The following is a 19,658-nucleotide window of genomic DNA, read 5'->3' as shown; positions in this document are numbered from 1 at the left end:
TGAGGAGCTAAAAATAAGTATAGGTCTACAATTCATGTCTGAAAAATCCCTATTTTCTCAGTGGTTACATTTATTTTGCCAGGTGACACTCTGTGGCTGTTCTACGTTTTTGGTCTTGGCTGCACCGACAATTACTAATTTCCCAGTCAGCAAACTGCTGGCAGAAAACGCAATTTCTCAGGATTTGGAAGCAGCTAGCTTTTTCCAGCAGGGAGTCACGCGCTATAACCGCAAAGACTTACAGGGTGCGGAATATGCCTTTCGCCAAGCGTTGCAGCATGACCCCAACTTTGGAGCAGCGCGGAACTATTTAGGTAATATCTTCTTGCAGCAAAATCACCCTGAACTAGCTTTACAAGAATATGCAGAGGCGGTTAAAGTTAATCCCAATTTTAGTGAAGCTTATTACAACTTAGGGTTAGTGTTGCAGCGACAAGGAGAAAAAGATGCAGCGATTACTGCTTATCGCCAGAGCCTTGTGATCGATCCCACAAGGGTAGCAGCGCTGTATAATTTAGGTTTGGCGCTGTATGAACAAGGACAGCTAGAGGAAGCGATCGCTGCATACCAAAAAGCAATTAGTCTAGATAGCAGCAATGCCAATGCTTATTTTAACTTAGCGATCGCCTTGCAACAACAAGGTCAAATCCAGCCTGCGATCGCCACTTATCGCCAAGCCTTGCAGCTAGATCCTAAAAACGCCACAGCCTACAACAATATGGCAAATTTGCTAGCAATTCAAGGTCAAACTGCTGAGGCTATTTCTGTTTATCGGCAAGCTATTCGCCTAAATCCTAAAAATGCCTCAGCTTACTATAACTTGGGAGTAACTTTATATAATCAGGGCGACATCAAAAAAGCTAGTGGAGTCTTGAAACGTGCCCATAACGAGTATCGTCAGCAAGGGAACATTGAGCAAGCTGAGAAAATTGAACAGCTAATGCAGCAAATTGCCCAGAAAGCTGGGCAACAGCAACCTCAAGCCAGTCAAACAGCTACTCCTTCTCAGAGTTCAGATTCTACAAGTAATGTAGTACAAACACCTCAGCCACAAACCCCAAACCAACCAGAAACTTCTACGAAAACGCCCGCGAACCCTGCCTCAGTTGAACCACAGTCTACTTCAACGAGTCCTGAACAATAAAAAACTCAGAGTTAGGTATAAAAGAATAAGTCAGAATTCAGGAGTTAGAATCGTTGAAGTAGAGTTCTACACCACTACCTCAATGTAGAAAGCCTGTAGAGGCGGGGTATTAAACTTTCTATTCATCAGCCAGTCGTCAGAATTCAGCATAAATTCTGGCGACTGGTGCTTTTATTTTTCTTGATAAATTACGGTATACAACTGAGAGCAAAGGCAACTTATTAAGGTAAAATTAGTAAATTTTTCCAAGGGAGAAAAACCGGAGTTTATTATCTCTGCAAACCAAAAGACCCTATTTTAATTAAAAACACACATGCTAGCCTTATCTATATGTTTTTTTAATTCGGCTTTGTCTTAACACTGGTTTTTTCATGAGTGCAACACTTTCCGAGCAAATTCAGCAATTTTACGATGCTTCCTCTGGTCTGTGGGAACAGATTTGGGGCGAACACATGCATCACGGCTACTATGGTGCGGACGGTACCCAGAAAAAAGACCGTCGTCAGGCTCAAATTGATTTAATCGAAGAACTGCTTAATTGGGCAGGGATACAAGCAGCAGAAAATATCCTAGATGTAGGTTGTGGTATTGGCGGCAGTTCTTTATACCTCGCACAAAAGTTTAATGCTAAAGCTACAGGGATTACATTGAGTCCTGTGCAAGCCGCGAGAGCAACGGAACGCGCCCTAGAGGCTAATTTGAGCCAGAGAACACAGTTCCAGGTTGCAAATGCTCAAGCAATGCCCTTTGCTGACGATTCTTTTGACTTGGTTTGGTCGCTGGAAAGCGGTGAACATATGCCAGATAAAAAGAAGTTTCTCCAGGAGTGCTACCGAGTATTGAAGCCCGGTGGCAAGTTAATTATGGTGACTTGGTGTCATCGACCAACTGATGAGTCACCACTGACGGCGGATGAACAAAAGCACTTGCAGGATATTTATCGGGTATATTGTTTGCCTTATGTGATTTCTTTGCCAGAGTATGAAGCGATCGCACATCAACTACCATTACATAATATCCGCACCGCTGATTGGTCAACCGCCGTCGCCCCCTTTTGGAATGTGGTGATTGATTCCGCATTCACTCCCCAAGCGCTTTGGGGCCTACTAAATGCTGGTTGGACTACCATTCAAGGGGCATTATCACTGGGATTAATGCGTCGCGGTTATCAGCGTGGGTTAATTCGGTTTGGCTTATTGTGCGGCAATAAGTAGGGTAGCACAGCATTGCTTATGCGTGTCAACTTCAGCTAGAAAAAAATACGCAACGGTCAAGCCTGAGAACATACGCCGATTACGGGAATTGGTCAGCACCCCCGACCTGAAGGTACGGTGGCTCTCTAGCCTAAAAACTAGAAGTCGTGCTGACCAGACCACCTAGTAATAGATGAAGACTAGTGAACTACTCAGACTTGCCTAAGGCTGAAGTCTGAGCTTCCCAATTCATCGGGAATAGCCTCCAGAACTCCGTAGTTTTTTTGGTCTTATATTCCCTCCAAGGGCAGGAGTCCTGGTTCCCAAGACCCAAATCTTTCTCTTGCGACATATACCTATTAGCTTGGTTTTCGCTTGTGGCATTGATGGTCAAGACAGTAAGTATCTTACCAGAAAATCCTGGGGATTCGTCATACATCTGGAAGAAAGTTTTTACCAAGCAAAAAATCAATTCCAGATGCAATCTTCATCCCCCGCTCACAATCCCCACCTTATGAGTACATTGAAGGTGGGGACTTCCGCGACTCGTTAAAATATGCCTACACAAGAGCAAATAAGAACTTGCTTTATTCTCTGCTATAGAAATACTAAAATGTATCTACCCATATTAGCGGTTCTCGAATGGAAGCAATACACTTTGACCTCACTTCCATTCCTCTCTCCTAAAAGGAGAGAAGCTTTGAATCTTACTCCCCAACGCTACAAGGGTTGGGGCTGTTCTTGTTAGGTCTGTATTGCACTCAACCGAGAAGCGCTATATTTAGTAACTGTAGACAAACGGACAAAAAATTTAGTGATTTTGGCAGGGGAAGAAACAGAAATAGTAATTTACCCAAACGGGGAATGGAGATATTTATGAGCAAACCTGATTTTACATCGTTGACCCGTACTGAATTGCGTCAATATATCCTTGACCACAGAGATGATGAAGAGGCGTTACAAATTTACGTTGATAGGTTTCAATCTGCCAATAACAAAATATTTCCACCGCCACAAACAATAGATGACTTAGAAAACTTCCCAGAATTGCATCAACAGCACCTAGAACAACGACGCAACCAAGCTTAAACCTCAGTATCCAACGGCTACCTACCAATAACCTCACTTCTCCACCTTAGCGCTGATAGAATCCCCATTCATAGAGGTTATGCCAAAATAAATCAACAAGGCATAACTATCGTGACGCTGAATTACCAGCTCTCTTGGAAAAAACTTTGTGATTTACTGAAATTTCAGCAAATGCCACTCGAACTGCAAAACCTCACAGGCGGTTACACCTCAGTACCAATTGTTCAAGACATTAACCTGACTCTGCAAACAGGAGAATGGTTGAGTTTAGTTGGTGCTAATGGTTCAGGTAAATCTACTTTACTCAAATTGTTGAGTCGTATTCTCTCCCCACAGCAGGGAACAGTGCTACTTGATGGTAAAGCAATTCACTCTCAACCCCCAAATCTAGTTGCACAGAAACTGGCATTATTACCGCAACAACAAACTGTTCCCGTTGGCTTAACAGTGCGACAATTAGTAAGTTTAGGACGCACACCACATCAACCTTGGTGGCAATGGGAATTAAACGCCAAAGATGGGGTAAAAGTAGAAGCTGCAATTAAAAAGACGCAACTAGAAAAATTGAGCGATCGCTTAGTCGAACAACTCTCAGGCGGTGAAAGACAACGAGCTTTTTTAGCTTTAGCACTAGCGCAAGAACCAAAAGTTTTACTATTAGATGAACCGACAACTTTTTTAGATATCAACTATCAATTGCAACTATTAGAACTGCTTAAAGAACTGAATCAGCAGCAGGAATTAACTATTGTCACAGTTTTACACGAACTGAATTTAGCAGCCCGGTATAGTTCCCGCATTGCATTATTAAAACAGGGTCGTATTTGGGAAGTTGGTACACCTGAACAAGTTCTGACACCAAATGCGATCGCCCAAGTCTTCGGTGTAGAATCAGTGATTATTCACACACCGGTGGGTTTACAGGTTTGTGCCATTTCTGCTGTTTAAAATCAAATCATAGTATCGTATCCTAAATTTTTCATAATAAAAAAACCTCCCAATAATCTGCCAGAGGTATTTTAACTTTTCATCTTCATGCTGGCGTGTCTAGACTAGGGTTGGTTTATGTCTGCAAATGTTTGGAAAACTGCTATTTAATCAAGCGTGGAGGTATAGCATCTCCACACGGGCGATATGTTACTCTTACGGCCCGCCTGAAAGGTTATAGCCAATGTAGCAGTTACTGCCAGTGCGAACAAATACACCTGTTGCTGTCCATTGCTTGATCTGTTTGATAGAAGGAGCATCTAGGAACAGTGGATAGGGTTCACCCAACAAGGTAGGTATTTGTCTAACTTGGGTAAGCGGCCACGACTTTTTATCTATCAAATCTAACTCTGTCCTACAGGGAAGCTGTATCCCGTAGGAAAAAACTCCAATGCACTTATTTGAAGCAATATAGACCCGATGACCGTATGAAACTCGGCAAGGTAATCCTCCTTTTCCTGGTAGTGCGTAGCCAAAGAAGTTAAAGCTCCACGGTAGAAATACAAGCAAAAGTACAGAAAATAGGATGAAGCCTACTGTACCTAGTACTATGGTAGATTTCCGAATGGGATTCATATTTAGGTCACCGATGATCTAGCTAAGTTTAGAAACTATCAACTAATTTAATTGACCAAATAATTATTAATTCATAATTCATAATTCATAATTAAAGAATGGGTACAAGCCCCCACTAAATTTTCAATTTAGTGGTCTACAATTAGTGGTGGGTTCAGAGCCAACACTAATTGCAATTATGAATTAGTAATTATTAATTATGAATTAGTTTGACACCTAAGACTTAGTTTCCTGTGTCTGTGCGTCGATAATTACACTCCAGTCATCGTTTTTCACAGCAGCTTCAAGTTGACGCTGACGTTCACCTTCATTCGCATCTATTGTTTCTGACTCTTTAGAAAGGGTTGTGTCAGCCATTGCTTTCCGCAGTTTTAGCTTTTTCTCCTCATAGGCTTGGCGTTCCGCCTCTGACATTACCGCCTTCGTAGCTTCGCCTACCGTGCTAGCCCACATTTCGCATTCGGAAGCATTACCAGCTGGCGTACTTTCGAGTTCTGCTATCCACGCATCTCGCAAATCTTCCATTTCTTGACGCTTAGGGAACTTGAATGCTTGCACACGCACAAAAGCACACTTTTGCTCACCATTTTGGCGAAGATGGCCGTTTAGGGAAAGCAACACATTCCGAGAATAGCCAATATACTGTGTGCGGCGTTCTGCATCCAATACGCCGTAAACACCTGCAATTTTAGCATTCTGAGCAGCCGCACTCCAAATCTGAAGGTCAATGATTTCAGTACCATTGTTTGCCAGTTCAGGAGTTATACTCACCTCAATGGCGGCGTGTTCGTCGTCAGAACTGTACAAAAATTCATGTAGTCCACGGTGGTTTATGGGGACATTTTGATGTTCAATTGGCGAGTTGTGCTGAGTTTCCATTGCAGTTTATCTCCGAGTTATTAATTAGCGTTACGCAAATATATGCCCTTAAAATATTGAAGCTTAAATCTACTCACATCCCCAAATTCTTGTTCTGACAAAGCGAAAACAACTATTAAATCTTATATGAATCAATTGACACCTAAAAATTGGATGTTCATCAAACAACGGCTAACCCCTTATTTATTTTTACTACCCGCCTTGGTTCTTTTGGGGTTAACTGTCTTTTGGCCAGCACTGCAAGCGTTTTACCTTAGCTTTACTCGCTATGAAGATATTGCCCAGCCGCCACAATGGATAGGTTTCGCCAACTTCCTCAAGCTTTGGAAAGATGCAGTTTTTTGGAAAACCTTGGAAAACACTTTTTTATATCTTGTGGGTGTAGTACCAATTTTAGTAATTGCTCCCTTAGTGCTGGCAATTTTGGTAAATCAGAAACTGCGGGGGATGAATTGGTTTAGAGCAGCTTACTACACCCCAGTGGTAATTTCAATGGTAGTTGCGGGAATAGCTTGGAAATGGCTGTATGCAGAAAACGGATTACTGAATCAGTTACTGAAAGCTTTAGGTCTTTTTCCAGAAGGTATTCCTTGGCTAACTAGCCCAGCCAAGATTTTTGGTATTCTACCAATTTCTCTTGCCAGCGTGATGGCTGTCACCGTATGGAAGGGACTAGGCTACTACATGGTGATTTATTTAGCGGGTTTGCAATCAATTCCCACTGATGTGTACGAAGCCGCTGCGATCGATGGCTCTGATGGTATCAGCAAACATTGGGATATTACCATACCTTTAATGAAGCCGTATCTAGCATTAGTGGCGGTGATTTCGGCTATTTCTGCGACCAAAGTGTTTGAAGAAGTATACATTATGACCCAAGGGGGGCCACTCAGTAGCTCGAAAACGATTGTTTATTATCTATATGAGCAAGCCTTCAACAATTTAGAAATTAGCTATGCTTGCACAATTGGGCTAGTGCTATTTTTGATAATTTTGGGGTTATCAATTTTGCGATTAATTATTAATCAGCAGGGGGACGATAATATCACAATCTGAATATTGACTTAATTTAAATATCTTAAATTTAGAAAAATCATCCCCGATCAGCCAATACGCTTGGGTTAAGATCCCCCACGCATCCGGCGACCCCCTTTTTAAGAGGGTAAAAGAGATATTAGCGCCCCTTAAAAAGGGCAGGGCTGTTTCATTCCCTAAAAGGCTCTGATTTACAAGCGTTTCAAGCAAAAAAGTCAGGTGACTAAAAAATCTGATTGGGCAAGAAAATCGCGTTCGCACTGAAATTTACTCGTTGAGGTGGTAGCTTTTCGATGACCAAATCAAGCAAATTTCTGACTCGTACTCTTGACAAAATCTCTAAGAGATCGAATGAAACAGCCCTGCTTTTTAAGGGGGGTTGGGGGGATCTCCAAACACTAAATATCACTAACCCAAGCGTATTGCCCGATCAGTCACGATAATCTGAAAATATTCAAATATCCAGAGTGCATGAAAACAGACACGATTTTTTACACCTTATTCCAAACTCTTCCAGGTGTCTTATTTGAACTTTTGGAACAATCTCAATCCCTGGCGTTGCACTACCAATTTACCTCAGTAGAAATCAAAGAACTAGCGCGTCGCATCGATGGTTTATTCTTACCCAAACCTGACTTCCCAGAAGACACAATCTATATTGTTGAGGTACAGTTTCAGCGCGATGATGATATTTACTGGCGAATAATCACAGAAGCTTTCCTGTATATAAATCAATATAAACCTCAACGTCGCTGGCAAGCAGTATTACTTTTTGCTCAACGCAGTCTCGACCCAGGTGTGCCATTCATTTATCAAACATCATTAGCTCAACAGCAAATTCGGATAATTTATTTAGACGAGTTAGATGATGTACCATCATCTTCGATTGGGCTAGGCGTGATTAAGTTAGTAGTTGCACCAGAAGATAAAGCCGTACAGCAAGCGAAAAACTTGATAAATCAAGTACAACAAACGAATGAAGCTAACCGTAGCAATCTCTTAGAATTAGTAGAGAGAATGCTTATCTATAAATTTGTAAATAAAAGTCAGCAGGAGTTGGAAGCGATGTTTGGATTAACCGATTGGAGACAAACTAAATTTTACCAGGAGGTAAAGGAAGAAACAAAGCAGGAAGTAAAAGAGGAGGTTCGAGAAGAAACAAAGCTGGAGACTATACCCCGTCTGCTTAAGTTTGGTTTGAGTATAGAGCAAATCGCCGAAGCATTAGAATTGGATGTTAAACAGGTACGACAAGTTATTGAAAAGCAAGGAGAACAGGGAACAGGAAGTAATTCATAATTGAAGAGATTTCTTTAAAACCGCGTTTGATACTCCACTACAGCACGACTATCATCAGATAAATTAGTGGAAGCACGCACACGAAATTCGTCGTTTATCCGGTAATTAACACCCCATTGGAAGGGGTCATTTGTTGTCAAAATTTTGATGCTGGAAACGGATATTTTAGAAGAAATGTCAACCCCAGCCTCCGCTGCTAATTCCAAAGTTGAACTGCTTCTTCCCGCTTCGGGATTCTCAGAGATAACGGTAGGAAATATTCGCAGTTCACTTAAGCCAAAGGTACTCCCAATCTGGTTAAAAGCTGACTGAAAATTGTTGAACACAGCCGAACCTGCGATGTTAATCAGACCCAAAGTACTGTCACCTCGTCCTTGGGTGTCTACAAATCCACCTCCTAAAAGAGCAACAATTTCGGTTTGACTACGTGACGGGCTGCTTGTTAATTCTATATTTTCATTTAGTTTGCTAGCGAAACCGTTGATAGTGGCTTCGACTCGAACACTTTCTAAGGCTGATAAACCTGTGGAATTTACCCGGCTGAAGTCATTATTTTGAGTTACGTCTAGTACCTTGGCAAATAGCCGAATATCTAAGTCGGGGTCGCGGGGTTGAGAGGGACTAAAAGTTGCGGTGTGTTTATAGCCAGAAGCAAGGTTAAATTGGGTAGTAAATAAATTGACGCCACCTTTCTCTAAGCGGATAGTACCATCGGGTATAGGCTGATTGATTGAACCGTTAACGATGAGATTACCAGTTGCGAGGAAACTAAGAATAGGTGGACGGGTAATTTGGACGTTTTTGCCTAGTTCCAAATCTAGATTATTAAATTTGGCGATGCCTAACGGCAAGGCTGGCGCCAACCCATTTCCTGTCCCATTGCCAATTTCAGGTTTACTCTGGTTATTGGCTTTTGTGGGTGATACACCAAGACTACTATTTGCAGATGTATTAGCGTCGGTAGATTCTGCTAGCAATACCTGACCATCAAATAAATTTACTCTACCGCCAATCAAGGGGTTAAGGGCAGAACCAGTAATCTGTAAATTGCCGCTAGCACCTCCCTGGTAAAGTCCCTTGAGATTCAACGCCAGCTGTTCGAGATTAACGGTTAAGGGATTGTTGATAATCACGTTCTGATTGTTGAAGATGGGAATTTCTCCAGCAGCTTCTACCTGACCACGGCTAAATCTACCCTGAAGATTTTCTACTAAGATGGTGTCAAAATTAAACAGCACTTTACCTGTGACATGTCTCAGCTTACCTGGCAAAGCCTGGGCTGAAAAAGTAGCATTTTTGACAGTTGCAATTCCATCTACTTCGGGTTTTTGCAATGTTCCGCGTACCTTGAGGTCTACTTCTCCTTCACCTTTCTCAAATACCACTTGATTAGTGAATGCGTTTAATAGTGCCAATCCCTCGTTTTCTAACTTCATATCCAAACTGATTTGATCGCTGTCTGGTGCCACGGAAGCAAAAGGCAATTTATAAGGTATGCTGCCAGTAATATCAACAGGTTTTGGCCCAGCAACTGCTACAGTACTACCAAAGTTTAAGCGTCCGTTGGCATAGCTGAAACTTGCCATCGCTGACTCTATTTTGTTCTGATTTAGTATTCCTTCTGTGATTTGCAATTCCCCTCTAGCTTGGGGATTAGCAATGCTGCCTGCTAAAGCGGCTGTAGCGTTAAGATTGCCTGTGATTCCAACTGGCAGTTTGACAAAATTATTCAGTATTTGTACTGGAAAATTATTCACCCGCAACTGACCAGATTGTTCATCACCGCCAACGTTACCCGTGAAGGCAATCAGCCTGTTTTGAGACTCGATTCGTAAAGGTCGCAAACTCAAAACACCGTTTTCAAAGTTGCCTTCAGCAATCACTTTGTCGGCAGTATAAAAACGATTTCGTTCTTCCTTTTTACCCCAGGCAAAGTTTTGTCCATTCAAATTAAAATCCACTGACAATCCATTGGTTGTAGCTGTATTTACAGCCACTTCTCCGTTGAAAGTCCCCTTTAAGTCTACCAAATCCGGTATGGGAGTGGAATCAAGTCGCTGTTGTTCCTGTTCTGCTACCAAAGTTTCAATTTCAGAAAACCGTTGGATTTGGTTTAATAAGGGCTGATTTAGCGACCCTTGGGGGTTGGTGGTCAGATCCGCTGCTGTGCCGTAGATTGGGGCTGCTGAACTGGGTTGCAAATCGTGTAAATCAAATACCTGTGCTACAGCTAGAACATCTTGGATCTCTCCCTGGTTGACGTTCAGTTTACCTTGTAGTTGAGGGCCTTTAGAGGTTTGAGCTAAAGTACCGACAAGGGCGTAGCGGCTGTTGCCTTTGACAAATTCGCTACTTGCGACTGTGGCTTTACCATTGCTGTAGCGGAATTGAGCCGCTAAACGATCGCCTTTAAGCCGGCCAATTTGCGGATTAGCGATCGCTAAATTTCCTGTTGCTGCCAATGTCTGCTGATTAAACAGTAAATCCCCAGTTAACAACCCAGTTATCTTACCAGTACCCAGACGAGTAATTGGTGGCGGAGTCAAATTCAATATTTGTAAGGGGAAATTTGCAACTTTGAGTGCCCAATCATTCCCTTGAACATTACCTGTGGCTGATGCTTGCTGCCATTTTACTAAGAAGGATTTAGGGCGATTATTGGCATCTAAATTGAAGGCCAGGCGATCGCTATTTCCCGCCAAGTTCAAATTTAAACCGCGTCCCTGTACTGAATCGATGTTTCCAGTTAACAACGGCTCAAAAGCAATATTTTGAACAACCAAGTCTCGTAAGTTGATTTGCCCGATCACATTTGGCAAGGGCAACTTACCAGTTATTTGACCATTAAAATCTACTCTCCCCGCCACAGCAACCTGATTAGGAAGATTGATCGGTAACTGTTTGAGGTTGTAATTCTGCGCCTGGACGTTGAGATTTAGGGCAGTAATTTCCGGGATACCTGCCTTAGTTGCATTGGCTAATATGTTACCAGTAACATTTAAACCGGGAGCAGTTGCTCGCTCAATGGTAAGCCTTTCACCACTCCAAGCGATCGCAGCACTCAAGGGTTGCTCAAGACCAGGAATACCTTGGGATAATTGCACCTGTCCAGCAGCACGCACATCAGCTAATTTGGATGATCCAAGGGTGCCAGCTAATTGCAACTGACCGCCAAATTGACCACGCAATTGCTGATTTAAGCGATTTAATTCCACACCGTCAGCATTAACTACAGCTTGATAGCGACCATTGGATAATTGAATATTAGAGGCTGTGATCGTTCCACCTGCAACATTCAGCCGTCCCTGACCACTGGCTTGAATAGTTTGCGGTTGGAAAGATTCAACAGAACCCGCCACGTTCACTTGACCAGTTAACGTCCCTCGTAACTGCGGTGGTACTGCTACCAACTGCTGCAACGGTACATTATTTGCCTGGACTTGCGCCTGATATAGACCATTAGCTACTTGAATATTAGAGGCTGCGATCGTCCCACCCGCAACATTTACCCGCGCCTGACCGCTGGCTTGAATAGTTTGCGGTTGAAAAGGATCAACAGCACCCGCGACGTTGAACTGACCAGTTAACACTCCCTGGAACTGCTTTGGTACTGCTGCCAACTGCCGCACAGGTACATTATTTGCCTGGACTTGCGCCTGATATAGACCATTAGCTACTTGAATATTAGAGGCTGCGATCGTTCCACCCGCAACATTTACCTGCGCCTGACCGCTAGCTTGAATATTTTGCAGTTTAAAAGAATCAACAGAACCCGCGACGTTGAACTGACCAGTTAACGCTCCTTGGAACTGCTTTGGTACTGTTGCCAACTGCTGCACAGGCACATTCTTAGCATGAACTTGCGCCTGATATACACCATTAGCCACTTGAATATTAGAGGCTGTAACCGTACCACCGCCAATAGCAAGGCGACCCTCACCACTGCCACGTAGAGTTTTCAGGCTGAAATTATCTCTGTTGCCTGCGATTTGGAACGTACCCGCCAATGGATTATTTAAAACTGGGGGAGACTGTTTCAATATTTGTCCCAACCGCACACCATTAGCTACAAGTTGAGCAGAAAAGCTTTGGTCTTGCAGTTGGATATTAGAAACTGCAACTGTACCGCCACCAATTTGAACTCCTGCACCATCACTGCGAATCGTGGCAATTTTAAATGGTGCTGTGTTTCCTGAGAGAATGAGACGACCATTGAACAGTGCCCCCGCCAAAGAGACATTTTGTAGTTGACTTTTGTCTACAAAGGGTTCCAACTTCACCCCAGAGGCAACAGCCACAGCTTGCCAATGCTGATTGGCATAACTACCAGTTGCCCGTACCGTACCACCACTGACATTCAGAGCTACATTGCGGAAAGAGACGGTGCGATCGCTAGCGATCGCAACTTCACCTGTTCCGGGGTAAGTTCCGTTAGGAGCTTGAAATTGTACCACAGTTTGGGCATTGGTAGGAGCGCCTGTTAGTTCGGCTGTAGCTGAGATATTACCGATTTGGAAATTGGGTGTTGTTTCATAAACTTTTGCGATCGCATCCCCTGGAACATTCTGGGCAGCGAAATTTAAATCCAGTCGGGGGTTTTTACCAAGTTTAATTGTGCCAGCGCCCGTAATTTCACCACCAACTTTGGCTTTACCTTGAATATCTTTTAGGGTAATTAAAGAGGAACTAGTAACAAGCTCAAACTTACTACTGATGCTATTAAAATCAACTTTGTCAATTCGAGCAGTTTGGATTGTGGTAACTGTACCTGAGAGAATTGGCTCTTTTGTTGATCCGGTAATCTGCAAAGAAGCTTGTACTTGTCCAGCGATCGGCACAGGTAGTTTTACCTTGAGAGTCTCCTGGGCATTAGCCAAACTCACCGAATTTACATGCCCTGCCAACTTAAAGCCTGCTTTAGTGTCGATGATTCCCGTAGCCACTAGGGGAATTTTGCCGTAGTTGGTAGTAACATTATTTAACTGCAACTCCGTTCCCTGGAAGCCGAGGTTTCCTTGGGTATTGCTCAATAGTTGCGGGACTTTGGGAATTTGAACTGTTACCCCTTGCACAGCAGCGCTGCCAAACAATAAAGTCGGCTGTCCTGGTATCAACTGAACCAACAAGTCGCCATTGGCTCGACCCGCCTGTAAGTTCACTGGTAACTTAATCAACCGAGTAATATCCGCAGCCAGCAAGTCTTGCGATCGCAACTGAAACTTCCCTGCTAATATCTTGGAACGTGTCTCTCCCTGAATGGAAATACTGCCACCACTGTCTGCTTGACCCCCCACTTCAAACCTGATGAACTGGTTGTTTGCTAAAAGTTGGGCAGATCCATTTATTTGAGAAAATGTTACGGGGTATGAGGGAGATAAAGATGTTGCTCCCGCTACTCCCTCATCTCCCCCAGTCTTTTCTTTCAATTTTGAATTTTGAATTTTGAATTTTGAATTTATTTCTCCCCCTGCTCTCTTCTGTGGCATCAACGCCAGCTTGGCATTGCGAAACCGCAGGTTGTCCAAATCGGTTTTAATTGCGCCGCCTTCACCTGACGACGCTATTTTAGTGGAAACCCAGCGCCCTTGGTCATCCTGTTCAATGTAAATATCTGGGTTGACTAAGGTGACATCTAGCTTTAGGTGGTGGTTAAAGATTAGTTGTAACAGGTCAAAACCCACCTCCACAGATTCGACTGCGGCGCGATCTGGATCTGTGGGTGTCGCTGGGATAGCTGAAGCCCCAAACTGCACTCCCGTCAACGAAAATTGTGTGACTCTTCCCAGTTTTACCGGACGGTTGAGTGTAGTAGTGAGACTTTGTTGTGCTAAAGGTGTTAACTCTGTTTGGACAAAAGTCCACAATCGCCAAATACCGACAACAATTCCTAACAGTAAAAGTCCGCTCAAGGCAATGCTACCCCGACTCAACACCAGCAACCACAGACGTTTGCGGATAGGGGAAAGGGAGTGATGATCTTGATTGGAAGGGTTAGTCATTTGCTTTCACAGTATTAATTGCCGGATGTCGCTGGCACACACAAGCATTAACTGGCACATTGATTCACTATGCCATTTCCAGGATACGCCAACTAAACCCAAGACCTCATTGGTTAAGTTACGGTATTTGCTTGATCTAACACTTATGCTTAATAATATTGGCGTTTTCAGGAAAATCTGAGCTGAATAGAGTGAAAATTTTTCCTGTGACTTTCCCTGATGCACAACCTAGAACTTTAATATGAATAGACCTTAAAAAAGACAAATGATTACACCAATGCGTGTTTTTGTGTTAATTTTTAATGCTCGAACGGAAAATGAGGGGATTCACACGATTCGGGAGGGCGATCGCAATAAAATTCTGATGTTCGAGTCAGAAGACGATGCCACGCGCTTTGCCCTAATGCTGGAAGCTCAGGATTTCCCCGCACCTACACCGGAGCCGATCGATGCTGAGGAAATCAAGGAATTTTGCGAAAGTGCTGGATATGAATGGGAAATCATCCCAGAAAACAGCAATTTAGTTGTCACTCCCCCAGAACTTAACGTGGAAGATACCGACTGGCAAGCAGATGCCCAGAAGGAGGATACTGTTGAAGACACCTTCCCTCTTAATCAACAGCCACTAGAAGAACCAGAATTGTCTGATTCTGAACTAGAGAAGATGCGTCGTAAATTGGAAGGATTGTTGTAATTAGTCATTAGTCATTAGTCATTGGTGAGCCAGTGCGGTCTTCTCCCAAAGGGAGAGGCTAGCGCCAAGGGGGTTTTCCCCATGAGCAACTGGTGAACCCAAAGGGTCATTGGTCATTAGCCATTGGTCACTTGACTAATGACATAGACGCCCAAAAGGCGGCTACTCTATGAGAACGCCAAAGGCGAACCCGTAGGGTAGGACAAAAGATTAAGGACAAATGACAGAGGACAAATGACAAATTTGCAGGAACGCGGACATCTTTTAACCGAGTTGGTAAATCCTAACAGTCTGAACTTAGACCAGCTTAGTTCTCTGGAATTGGTGGAACTGTTTAATAACGAAGACCAAAAGGCAGTTGCGGCGGTTGCGGCGGCAAAAATTCAGTTGGCACAAGCAATTGATAGCACCGCAGAGTGTTTGCGCCACGGAGGACGCCTATTTTATATCGGTGCGGGCACAAGTGGCAGGTTAGGGGTGTTAGATGCTGCTGAGTGTCCACCTACTTTTTGTACGCCTCCAGAGTTAGTACAGGGGATTATTGCTGGTGGTGCGGGTGCGCTGGTACGCAGTTCCGAAGATTTAGAAGACAGCATCGAAGATGGCGAGGCTGCGATCGCTGGGCGACACATTACTCAACTAGATGTAGTAGTTGGCATTACCGCCGGTGGGACAACGCCTTATGTCCACGGTGCCCTTCATGCTGCTCGTCAGCGGGGAGCCACTACCATTTTTATCGCCTGTGTTCCGGCTGAACAAGTTAGCTGTGATGCCGATATTGACATTCGCCTATTGACAGGGCCAGAAATAATCGCCGGCTCAACTCGCCTGAAAGCTGGTACAGCCACGAAGTTAGCTTTAAATATCCTTTCGACTGGGGTAATGGTGAAGCTAGGCAAAGTCTATGGCAATCGCATGGTGGATGTGGCGGTAACAAATCAAAAGTTACGCGATCGCGCTTTGCGAATTTTGCAAGACCTCACAGGTTTAAGTCGGGAAGCTGCTGGTTTTTTACTAGAACGTAGTGGCAAGTGGGTTAAGCTAGCGCTATTGATGCACTGGACTGGTTTAGAAAAAGACGAGGGCGATCGGCTTCTTTCAGAACACCAAAGTAATCTCAGAGCAGCTGTTGTGAGCTATCAAAACCACAACCAACCTTAAAGAAATTTTCCTAAATAAATACTTTATATCTGGCTGCTACTTGTCTTAGTAGCACGCCTTTTTTTTAAGGATAATATTCCCTAGAAAAGTTCACTAAAACAAATATACATTAAGAAATGTATATTTAAATCAATATTTTTACCCTTTATTGTCAATCTCAATAACTAAAGCAAAAATATCTAGAGACTTGCTAATATTTTTTAAACAAAAATTCCGGACTTATACGGATATAATTCCGTATGGAAATTAGTACAATAATATATTAATAGTAAATTTATCATCATGTGGACTATAGTAACCTAATGGAGTGATAAAAGATTAGCATAAAAGTCAAGTATGCCAAGAATCAACTCTGTACTAGATGACTTATTTACTAGCAAGAATTTTGTTATCTTCCTGTCTTTTTTGCTTTTAATAATCTTGATTTAGACTGCTATCTACCAAATGTATTTGCACTTATTGACGTATTTGCTGACCACTATCTAGCTAGTATGGGTTTTTCAAGGGTTGGCTTTTTAACAAAAGGAACAAAGTATGTCCGACCGGGAAGTTATTTCCAATAATCTAGTAAATGAATTTCAAACTTGTACTCAGTTGCAATATAATGGCAAATTAAATATTAAGAGTTCAAAGGGGAGCCAATGGACTTTTTACTATCGGCTGGGACGAATAGTTTGGGCAACAGGGGGAACTCATCCCTTCCGCCGCTGGCGTAGACATATGGCTCAAAGTTGTCCCCAGATTGATGTTGATAAGTTACAGTTGCGTTTGCAAGACCTATCAATCGACTACTGGGATTATCACCTTTTAGAAATCTTCTATAAAAAACAGAAAATCCAGCGGGAACAGATTAACTCTATTGTCGATAACACGATAGCAGAAGTATTATTTGACGTAGCTCTGCAAGGAAATTTTGCTTCTATAAGTTGCAATCGCAGTCAAGAAGTTATCTTAGAAGCACCAATGAGCTTCACAAATGCAGAAATGTCTGTAAAGCATATGCAAGACTCGTGGAAAATTTGGTCAGAAGCAGGTTTAGCAAATTTTGCTCCTGACTTGGCACCTGTCCTGCGGCGACCAGAACAACTCCAGCAGATGGTAAGTCCATCTGTCTACAAAAACTTTGTGAATTTAATCAACGGCAAATTGACTCTGCGAGATTTAGCCATGAAAATGAAGCAGAGTGTACTGCCACTCACCCGTTCGTTGCTTCCCTATATCCTTAAAGGAATCATTGAATTGGTGGAAGTACCTGACTTGCCCTTAGCAGTTACTGAAGTCAACAATAACTCTACCACCACACAAGCAAAGAAGCGGACTGCCCCACTAGTGGCTTGCGTCGATGATAGCCCTCAGGTATGTAAAATGCTAGAGGATATTATCACTTCCAATGGATTGAGGTTTATCAAGATTCAAGATGCTGTACAAGCTCTACCAACCCTCATTCAGGAGAAACCAGACCTGATTTTCTTGGATTTGATTATGCCAGTTGCCAGTGGTTACGAAATTTGCACTCAGTTGCGACGAATATCTACCTTTGCCAACATACCAATAATTATATTAACAGGCAATGATGGTTTTTTAGATAGAGTTCGTGCCAAGGTAGTTGGTTCTACAGATTTTCTCACTAAACCCGTAGTCACTGATAGGGTAATGGCTATAGTACGTAAGTATTTACCTACATCGAGTGTATCCATCGACAAGAATAAATCTAATTTAGAGGTTTTTAATTAGGGAATTAGAGATTAAGTAAGTGGGCAAGAATAAATCAAACTATGTTACGCAATATAAAATTCATTAAATTGGCTCTTAGTAAGCAGCTCCAGCCCTTACTAAGAGCCTTTAATTATTCACGCCGACTTACTTATTAGACATCTCCGAAATCCTTGGTAGGCACAATTCATGAATTGTGCCTACCAAGGATTTCGGGCAACGCATAATTAATTTCACCAGATGTCTATTTATAAACGTGATATGCAACTTAATATTCTGACCTCACTTCCCTATGAGAAAAGCTACGGTGTACACACAAGTCTGAAATAGCTGACTAACCAAGGTTTTATCCCACCCTAACCCTCTCCGATAGATTGGGGAGGGAACTAAATTTCCTGTTTCCCCCCAATCTATCGGGGGGATTAAGGGGGGTAATTCGACTTGTGTGTACACCGTAGATGAGGAAAGGGGGCTGGGAGGTTAGGTTTGAGTCAAAGTTACACACGGCGACGGCGTTTATAAACAAAATATTAAGTATAGGGTATGTGGCGGCGCTACGTTGATACTGCAACTAATTAGCGCAGAAAGTACGACACCATTCCAGGCTTTTAGTGTTGTACTCTCGTCTACACTCCCTACAAGACTACTTAGATTTTTAAAAAACAATTTACGATTCCTATATTAAGTTATGTTTAGTACGTATTTTTTCTGAGGTTGATACGTAAAGTTTGAATCAAGATTAGACAAATACAAAAATTTGTATTTATAGCAGTCCTATTTGATTTGTGAAATATTGCTTAGGGCAAAGGAGTTAGGGCTAGTCTCTATTCCCTTGCATGTCTTTGTTCACGAATAATTTAGGGTTTGTATGTCTAATTTGTTTACATTCTGAGAAAATTTTCACGAGTAATTGCGATGAATACTGTTTTAGTTGTTGAAGATGGCTTAACAGATATGGAAATAATCAGCCGTTACTTGCAACAGGCAGGTTATTCTGTGATTAGCGCCACAAGTAGTGAAGAGGCTCAAGACAAAATAGATAAAAATAAGCCAGACCTAATATTACTCGACGTAATTTTACCGGGTAAAAGTGGCTTTGAAATTTGCCGAGAACTGAAAAGCAATCCCAACACTAGCAAAATACCTGTGGTTTTTTGCTCTACTAAAAATACTGATGTAGATAAAATTTGGGGTAATATGTTGGGCGCTGATGGTTATCTATCAAAACCGATTGAACGAGAGGAATTACTGGTAATTTTGAACCGATTGATTAATAAGTGAGAATGCAATAAATAGTCAATCAAAGTCACTAATTATAAATTAAATAATAATTGCAAATAGTGGCTAAAGATAAATCATCAAGGACAAAGGATTAATAACTTTGGAAACCAAGGAAAAGTTTTTGAGTTTTAATTTGGGAGTAATGGATACAGCCGTAATTTCGTTACAACACATCACAGAAGTTTTGCAAGTATCATTACCAGAAATATGTGGCGTTCCTGAGATGCCTAGTAGCGTCTTGGGTATTTATAACTGGCGCGGTGAGATGCTTTGGTTGGTAGATTTAGAGGCAATGTTAGGTTATCCTCCAATTTCGCAAGGATCAAATTTACTTTCAATAATGATGGGGATTGTTCTGGAAAACAAGGGTAAGTATTTGGGACTATTGGTGCGACAGCTTATAGATATTGAATGGCTGGATACTAAACAAATGAAATCCGCAACTACTGAATTATTTTATCCTAAAAGCTCACCTTTCTTACAGGGATACTTTATTAATGATTCAGAGGAGATGATTTTTAATTTGGATGCCATAACGATTATCCAAGCTCCCATGTGGGGGATTCATAATTGAACGTTTGAGAAGGGGTGATTAGGCATAGTATTTT

Annotated in this window: 14 protein-coding genes; 11 read left to right on the top strand and 3 right to left on the bottom strand. The window is 42.4% G+C overall.

Annotation, left to right across the window (positions count from 1 at the left end; translation table 11 throughout):
- The first annotated feature begins 34 nt into the window (after window positions 1-34).
- The 4 genes from HWQ41_RS17015 to HWQ41_RS17000 all read left to right on the top strand — a co-directional run bounded on the left by HWQ41_RS17015 (window position 35) and on the right by HWQ41_RS17000 (window position 4,374).
- A complete protein-coding gene (locus HWQ41_RS17015; RefSeq protein ID WP_292765054.1) occupies window positions 35-1,144 on the top strand; it encodes a tetratricopeptide repeat protein in 1,110 nt (369 codons plus the stop codon).
- A 371-nt stretch (window positions 1,145-1,515) separates the two neighbouring features.
- Complete coding sequence (locus tag HWQ41_RS17010; protein WP_292765052.1) at window positions 1,516-2,358, top strand: methyltransferase domain-containing protein; 843 nt, start codon at window positions 1,516-1,518, stop codon at window positions 2,356-2,358.
- 855 nt (window positions 2,359-3,213) lie between these two features.
- Complete coding sequence (locus HWQ41_RS17005; RefSeq protein ID WP_292765049.1) at window positions 3,214-3,426, top strand: hypothetical protein; 213 nt, start codon at window positions 3,214-3,216, stop codon at window positions 3,424-3,426.
- Window positions 3,427-3,597: 171 nt separating this feature from the next.
- Entirely contained in the window at window positions 3,598-4,374 is a 777-nt protein-coding gene (locus HWQ41_RS17000) for an ABC transporter ATP-binding protein (protein ID WP_292765046.1), read from the top strand.
- Window positions 4,375-4,569: 195 nt separating this feature from the next.
- Here HWQ41_RS17000 and HWQ41_RS16995 read toward each other — a convergent pair whose 3' ends face one another.
- Complete coding sequence (locus tag HWQ41_RS16995) at window positions 4,570-4,989, bottom strand: hypothetical protein (RefSeq protein ID WP_292765044.1); 420 nt, start codon at window positions 4,987-4,989, stop codon at window positions 4,570-4,572.
- Window positions 4,990-5,205: 216 nt separating this feature from the next.
- Window positions 5,206-5,868 (bottom strand): GIY-YIG nuclease family protein, encoded by a 663-nt coding sequence (locus HWQ41_RS16990; RefSeq protein WP_292765041.1) that lies wholly within the window; start codon window positions 5,866-5,868, stop codon window positions 5,206-5,208.
- Window positions 5,869-5,994: 126 nt separating this feature from the next.
- On the opposite strand from HWQ41_RS16990, the gene HWQ41_RS16985 reads away from it, so the two are divergent.
- A complete protein-coding gene (locus HWQ41_RS16985; RefSeq protein WP_292765038.1) occupies window positions 5,995-6,924 on the top strand; it encodes a carbohydrate ABC transporter permease in 930 nt (309 codons plus the stop codon).
- 450 nt (window positions 6,925-7,374) lie between these two features.
- Complete coding sequence (locus HWQ41_RS16980; protein WP_292765035.1) at window positions 7,375-8,202, top strand: Rpn family recombination-promoting nuclease/putative transposase; 828 nt, start codon at window positions 7,375-7,377, stop codon at window positions 8,200-8,202.
- A 14-nt stretch (window positions 8,203-8,216) separates the two neighbouring features.
- Here HWQ41_RS16980 and HWQ41_RS16975 read toward each other — a convergent pair whose 3' ends face one another.
- Window positions 8,217-14,201, bottom strand: coding sequence for a translocation/assembly module TamB domain-containing protein (locus HWQ41_RS16975; RefSeq protein ID WP_292765033.1), 5,985 nt, complete (start codon window positions 14,199-14,201; stop codon window positions 8,217-8,219).
- Between the two features lie 265 nt (window positions 14,202-14,466).
- Between HWQ41_RS16975 and HWQ41_RS16970 the strand changes: the two genes are divergently transcribed.
- From HWQ41_RS16970 to HWQ41_RS16950, 5 genes are all read left to right on the top strand, one after another.
- On the top strand, window positions 14,467-14,895 hold the full coding sequence (locus HWQ41_RS16970; protein ID WP_292765030.1) for a DUF3110 domain-containing protein: 429 nt from the start codon (window positions 14,467-14,469) through the stop codon (window positions 14,893-14,895).
- Between the two features lie 234 nt (window positions 14,896-15,129).
- Window positions 15,130-16,056, top strand: coding sequence for an N-acetylmuramic acid 6-phosphate etherase (murQ, locus tag HWQ41_RS16965; RefSeq protein WP_292765028.1), 927 nt, complete (start codon window positions 15,130-15,132; stop codon window positions 16,054-16,056).
- Window positions 16,057-16,590: 534 nt separating this feature from the next.
- Window positions 16,591-17,790 carry a response regulator gene (locus HWQ41_RS16960; RefSeq protein WP_292765026.1) on the top strand — a complete coding sequence of 400 codons (1,200 nt, stop codon included), beginning with the start codon at window positions 16,591-16,593 and terminating at the stop codon, window positions 17,788-17,790.
- 894 nt (window positions 17,791-18,684) lie between these two features.
- Entirely contained in the window at window positions 18,685-19,050 is a 366-nt protein-coding gene (locus HWQ41_RS16955) for a response regulator (RefSeq protein WP_292765023.1), read from the top strand.
- 100 nt (window positions 19,051-19,150) lie between these two features.
- A complete protein-coding gene (locus HWQ41_RS16950) occupies window positions 19,151-19,624 on the top strand; it encodes a chemotaxis protein CheW (RefSeq protein WP_292765020.1) in 474 nt (157 codons plus the stop codon).
- Window positions 19,625-19,658 lie beyond the last annotated feature (34 nt).

Origin of the sequence: Nostoc sp. NOS(2021), from assembly GCF_017115025.1 — a bacterium.
Classification (GTDB): Bacteria; Cyanobacteriota; Cyanobacteriia; order Cyanobacteriales; family Nostocaceae; genus Nostoc.
The sequence above is the reverse complement of the archived record's forward strand: the minus strand, read 5'-3'. Positions and strand labels throughout refer to the sequence as shown.

What these genes read in the sequence shown, in the direction of transcription:
- HWQ41_RS16985 (WP_292765038.1), top strand. Translation starts at nt 5,995, where the DNA reads ATGAATCAATTGACACCTAAAAATTGGATGTTCATCAAACAACGGCTA.
- HWQ41_RS16970 (WP_292765030.1), top strand. Translation starts at nt 14,467, where the DNA reads ATGATTACACCAATGCGTGTTTTTGTGTTAATTTTTAATGCTCGAACG.
- HWQ41_RS17010 (WP_292765052.1), top strand. Translation starts at nt 1,516, where the DNA reads ATGAGTGCAACACTTTCCGAGCAAATTCAGCAATTTTACGATGCTTCC.
- HWQ41_RS16995 (WP_292765044.1), bottom strand. Translation starts at nt 4,989, where the DNA reads ATGAATCCCATTCGGAAATCTACCATAGTACTAGGTACAGTAGGCTTC.
- HWQ41_RS16990 (WP_292765041.1), bottom strand. Translation starts at nt 5,868, where the DNA reads ATGGAAACTCAGCACAACTCGCCAATTGAACATCAAAATGTCCCCATA.
- HWQ41_RS16960 (WP_292765026.1), top strand. Translation starts at nt 16,591, where the DNA reads ATGTCCGACCGGGAAGTTATTTCCAATAATCTAGTAAATGAATTTCAA.
- HWQ41_RS16980 (WP_292765035.1), top strand. Translation starts at nt 7,375, where the DNA reads ATGAAAACAGACACGATTTTTTACACCTTATTCCAAACTCTTCCAGGT.
- HWQ41_RS17015 (WP_292765054.1), top strand. Translation starts at nt 35, where the DNA reads ATGTCTGAAAAATCCCTATTTTCTCAGTGGTTACATTTATTTTGCCAG.
- HWQ41_RS16955 (WP_292765023.1), top strand. Translation starts at nt 18,685, where the DNA reads ATGAATACTGTTTTAGTTGTTGAAGATGGCTTAACAGATATGGAAATA.
- HWQ41_RS17005 (WP_292765049.1), top strand. Translation starts at nt 3,214, where the DNA reads ATGAGCAAACCTGATTTTACATCGTTGACCCGTACTGAATTGCGTCAA.
- HWQ41_RS16975 (WP_292765033.1), bottom strand. Translation starts at nt 14,201, where the DNA reads ATGACTAACCCTTCCAATCAAGATCATCACTCCCTTTCCCCTATCCGC.
- HWQ41_RS17000 (WP_292765046.1), top strand. Translation starts at nt 3,598, where the DNA reads ATGCCACTCGAACTGCAAAACCTCACAGGCGGTTACACCTCAGTACCA.
- murQ (WP_292765028.1), top strand. Translation starts at nt 15,130, where the DNA reads ATGACAAATTTGCAGGAACGCGGACATCTTTTAACCGAGTTGGTAAAT.